This window comes from Acetobacter sp. (assembly GCF_047721705.1).
GTDB lineage: Bacteria > Pseudomonadota > Alphaproteobacteria > Acetobacterales > Acetobacteraceae > Acetobacter.
Map to the genome: position 1 here is coordinate 1 of NZ_JBDNXK010000156.1, position 4,177 is coordinate 4,177.

Genomic DNA, 4,177 nt, shown 5'->3' on the forward strand with positions numbered 1-4,177 from the left:
CGCGTGGCAAGTCCGACATACTCGCGTATGCCGTCACCGTTGTTCCCGTCTGCCAGTAATTTCCGCTCATGTGCCTCACGATGCTGCGCATATTGGTAATTATACTGTAGCAAAATGAACCGACATCTCTGGACAAACACCTGAGCGAGCGCATGGTTAAGTGGTTCAACTTGATGGAATGATGCCCCGCATGCGCCGCTGATTGACGGCGCGCTTCATCACACCTCAACGCCAGTTCAGTCCTGCGCGGCACGACGATCAAATGCGGCGCGGGCCTGTTCAAGGGCGGGACGGTTCTCGCGTGCCCAACTTGCCAGGGCTGCCAGAGGTCCTGTCAGGCTTTGCCCCAATGGGGTCAGACAGTACTCAACCTTCGGCGGGACGGTAGCATAGGCTTTGCGAGCCACCAGTCCATCGCGTTCGAGCCCGCGCAGAGTGATGGTCAGCATCCGGTGCGAGATGCCGGGGATGCGGTGCTTCAACGCATTGAAACGATGGGTGCCTTCTGAGAGATGGCCACAGACCATGACCGTCCACTTGTCGCCAATGCGTGCAATCACCTCTGCTAGGCCGCGACATTCAGCTTCTACATTTTCCATTGCTACTCCTTGGGGCGACAGGAACCTGGGTGTTCTTGACGCATGAATTCATGCGTACTTGTTAGCTTATAGGAACAAATTTATCCTAAAGAACCATAAATAACCATGGAATCTGATGATGAAAATAGGTGTGAGCGGTGCCAGCGGCCAGCTCGGTAGCGCAGTTGTTCAGGCGTTGGCGGAAACGGTTGCGGCCGAAAACTTGGTGGCGATTTCGCGCACCCCCAAGACCGATCGAACCTACGCAGGTCGCTTAGGCGACTACGACCAATCCGAGACATTGGTGGCGGCCTATCAGGGCCTGGATCGCCTGTTGTTGATTCCGGGGGCTGATCTGCGGCCGGGGATTCGTTCGCGCCAGATGTTGGCGGCCGTGGATGCCGCTGCACAGGCCGAGGTCGGTCACGTCTTCCTGTTGTCGGCAACCGGGACGCAGCGTGAGGGGGAGTCCGCCGTTGGGGCAGCGTATTGGCACAGTGAGCAGGCGTTGATCAAGAGCGCGATCCCCGCATGGACGATACTGCGTATGAGCTATTTTTCCGAGACGCTGGTCGAAGAGGTGCGGATGTCTTTGACGGCAGGCGGGCTTGCGATGCTTGAGGACAGCCGCGTCAGTTTCGTTTCGCGCGGCGACGTGGCCAAAGCTGCCGCCGCCGCATTGACCAGCCAGGGCCACGAGGGCGCCATATATCAGCTGACAGGCTCTGAAGCCCTGCGTGGTGAAGCGGTCTGCAGACTGGTCGCGCAGCAGATCCAGCGGCCCTTTGCCTTGAACGTTATGCCCGCCGAGGTGTTGCGAGCCGGGTTGCTCAAAACGGGTCTGCCTGACGTGGTTGCCGATGCCGTGGTATCGATGAAGGCGCGGCAGGCGCGTGGCGCCTACGACATCGTCAGCGGTGACATCGTGCGTTTGACCGGAGGCACGCCGTGTTCCCTGGCCGAAATTCTGGCGAGTATCGCCGGAGGACTGGGGCAGTCGTAGCACCGCACTTGCTGGGTGCTTTGCTGCGCCATTCGACGGAGGTCCGCGCCACCGGTGCAAGTAGGCTTGGAATTGCGGGTACATGACCACGTTGGAGGCGTAGTTCAGCAGGAGGTCAGGTCCAACTGGATGTCGGCGTTGCCAGGGCACTCGACCAGATGGCTTTCCAGGGCGATGGCGTCCGGGGCGGCTAGCAACTGTGTTTGAGCGGCCTCTCGTCACAATTACCAACGCTATCCTCAAAAGCGGAGTGCCATGGCGCATTAGCTCCGCCGCTTAAACACTGTTGCTAATTCAGACCGTCACGAGGCTCAACAAAAGTGCTATTCCTCTCACTGTCGAACCGATCGCGTGCCGTTCTGAATGCCGCAGCGTTGTCAATAATCCACCGCCAAAGAGGCATCATTCCTACGAGCAGCCCCTTTCCCAACGGAGTGAGAGTATAATCCACCCGTGGCGGGACCTCACCGTAATCATGGCGAATAATAAGACCGTCGCGTTCTAACTGACGAAGAGAACGCGTCAACATACGCTGCGTAACCCCATCAAGCCGCCGCGCCAGCTCTGCGTGCCGCAGAGTACCAGCAACACCAAGAATATGGACAATACCGAGTGACCATCTGTTGCCGGCATGCGCAAGCACTTCTCGCTTCAACCCGCCATCGTTGTCACTGAGAGCAGCACAGGCTGCCTGCGACTGAGCCATCACGGCATCGAAGTCCAGATTATCGAACGGTATCACTCGTGTACCTTCTTCGCTTTCCCGCATCGCGTCTTATTTTAACTTTATAACCATAAGGAATTCCTGATGCCAGCGATGAAGACCCCTGTCATTGAAACCCTTGTCATCGGCGCCGGAGAGCTTGGTCAGACCGTCATCACCGGCCTGCTTGAACAGAACGCGGAATGCACTCGGTCAATCAGCGTTCTTCTCAGACCATCAAGCGGAAGCACCAGAACGGATATTGCGCGACAATTAAAGCAAAAAGGCCTGCAGATCGTTTATGCTGATCTTTCGACGGAAACGGTAGAGGACCTCTCCGCCCTCTTCGCCAAGTTCAATACAATTATATGTTGTACCGGATTTGTTGGTGGCCCCGGTACACAGCGTAAAATTACCAGTGCTGTCCTGAAGGCTGGGGTGGACCGTTATGTGCCGTGGCAGTTTGGTGTCGATTACGATGTTGTTGGACGTGGCAGCGGGCAGCCAGTATTTGATGAGCAATCAGACGTAAGGGACATGCTGCGCGGTCAATCTGCGACCCAATGGATAATCATTTCGACAGGAATCTTCACCAGCTTTCTGTTTGAGCCAGCTTTCGGTTTGGTGGATCTTCAAGGCGCCAAGGTTCGCGCACTCGGCTGTTGGGATAACCGTCTGACGGTGACCACTTCCGAAGATATAGGACGACTTACAGCGAGCATCCTCGCCCATAAACCGCCGATCCAGAACGAGGTGGTTTACGTTGCCGGGGATACGTTCTCCTACGCTCAACTAGCCGAAAAGATGGAGCACTACCTTGGCCGCCCTGTCATTCGGGAACTGTGGGATATGGATAGGCTACGCGCAGAAGTCGCCGCACACCCTGATGACGGAATACGGAAATATCGTCTTGCGTTTGCACGCGATACTGGCGTGGCATGGGACAAGAAACAGACTTTCAACGCTTTACAGGGCATTGAAGTAACCGACGCCATGACCTGGCTAAAACACCAACAACGTCATTTAGCTTAAACCACTCACTGTTTGCGACATCTGAATTCCGGGAGGCACAAGGTCAGCATCAATCCTGGCCATCAGCCCTTGGTCTACTTGCAGAGCGTGGCCGGAGCATGGCGCGCTGCTAGCCTCTGATGGAAGTCGGCATGAAGCGCTGCAAGTGTAATCTGGCCAAAACGCGCGAGAAGTTGGGCCGTAACATCCGCAAGGACGCCACTCATTGCATCGTTAACGGCTTCCTCAACAAGGCATTCAGTCTTTTCACTCCGGTTCCCTATGGCGAATAATCTTGGGGCATCAAGAGCCTCGTAAATATCTCGCAGCGTTACCAGATCCAACTGGCATGAAAGCGTCCACCCGCCGCCATGTCCTTTTTCGGAGTGTACATATCCATGCTCACGCAGACCGCCCATAAGACGTCGCACAACCACGGGGTTGGTGTTAAGGGCGCGAGCCAGGGCTTCTGACGTCATGGGACCACCTGCTTCTGCCATATGCAGGAGTACGTGGAGCACACAGGATAATCTGTTATCTTGTCTCATGTAACTTCATGTGTTGCTAGAGTGCGATTTCGTCAGTATATCATGAAACTCGAAAAGTGACATGAAAGTGTGTGCGAACACTCTTACTTCGAGGACATGCTGTATGAATTTGCTCGAAATTCTGACAGTCGGCGTCGTGGCGACTGCTGCATCCGATATCTGGCAACAGGCCCAGAAACCATTGACTGGAATTCCTGCAGCCAACTGGCCTGTCACCGGCCGCTGGGTCATAGGGTGGCGTGACGGCAGGATCTATGACCCAATGATTGGAAAAAGACCCTCCCTGAAAGGAGAGGCACTTGTTGGCTGGGCATTTCATTATCTGATTGGTGCT

At 55.6% G+C, this 4,177-nt stretch carries 6 protein-coding genes; 3 read left to right on the top strand and 3 right to left on the bottom strand.

Annotation, left to right across the window (positions count from 1 at the left end):
• Positions 1-236: 236 nt before the first annotated feature.
• Entirely contained in the window at positions 237-599 is a 363-nt protein-coding gene (locus ABF824_RS15775) for a winged helix-turn-helix transcriptional regulator (protein ID WP_007284623.1), read from the bottom strand.
• A 130-nt stretch (positions 600-729) separates the two neighbouring features.
• Between ABF824_RS15775 and ABF824_RS15780 the strand changes: the two genes are divergently transcribed.
• Positions 730-1,581, top strand: a complete 852-nt coding sequence (locus tag ABF824_RS15780) for an NAD(P)H-binding protein (RefSeq protein ID WP_415489917.1) — start codon at positions 730-732, stop codon at positions 1,579-1,581.
• 289 nt (positions 1,582-1,870) lie between these two features.
• Here the strand turns inward: ABF824_RS15780 and ABF824_RS15785 are convergent, their stop codons facing one another.
• The gene (locus ABF824_RS15785; protein WP_199897750.1) at positions 1,871-2,323 is read right to left on the bottom strand and encodes a winged helix-turn-helix transcriptional regulator; all 453 of its coding nucleotides are present in this window, start codon (positions 2,321-2,323) and stop codon (positions 1,871-1,873) included.
• A gap of 66 nt (positions 2,324-2,389) precedes the next feature.
• On the opposite strand from ABF824_RS15785, the gene ABF824_RS15790 reads away from it, so the two are divergent.
• Positions 2,390-3,316: an aromatic alcohol reductase gene (locus ABF824_RS15790; protein WP_415489918.1), complete on the top strand. Its 927-nt coding sequence runs from the start codon at positions 2,390-2,392 to the stop codon at positions 3,314-3,316.
• Positions 3,317-3,390: 74 nt separating this feature from the next.
• Here ABF824_RS15790 and ABF824_RS15795 read toward each other — a convergent pair whose 3' ends face one another.
• Positions 3,391-3,843, bottom strand: coding sequence for an Rrf2 family transcriptional regulator (locus tag ABF824_RS15795; RefSeq protein ID WP_415489919.1), 453 nt, complete (start codon positions 3,841-3,843; stop codon positions 3,391-3,393).
• Between the two features lie 103 nt (positions 3,844-3,946).
• Here ABF824_RS15795 and ABF824_RS15800 point away from each other — a divergent pair.
• The coding region (locus ABF824_RS15800) for a DUF2938 family protein (protein WP_415489920.1) at positions 3,947-4,177 on the top strand (231 nt) is incomplete at its 3' end.

Excerpts from the sequence above, each read along its gene's own strand:
- ABF824_RS15775 (WP_007284623.1), bottom strand. The coding sequence starts at position 599 with ATGGAAAATGTAGAAGCTGAATGTCGCGGCCTAGCAGAGGTGATTGCA.
- ABF824_RS15790 (WP_415489918.1), top strand. The coding sequence starts at position 2,390 with ATGCCAGCGATGAAGACCCCTGTCATTGAAACCCTTGTCATCGGCGCC.
- ABF824_RS15795 (WP_415489919.1), bottom strand. The coding sequence starts at position 3,843 with ATGAGACAAGATAACAGATTATCCTGTGTGCTCCACGTACTCCTGCAT.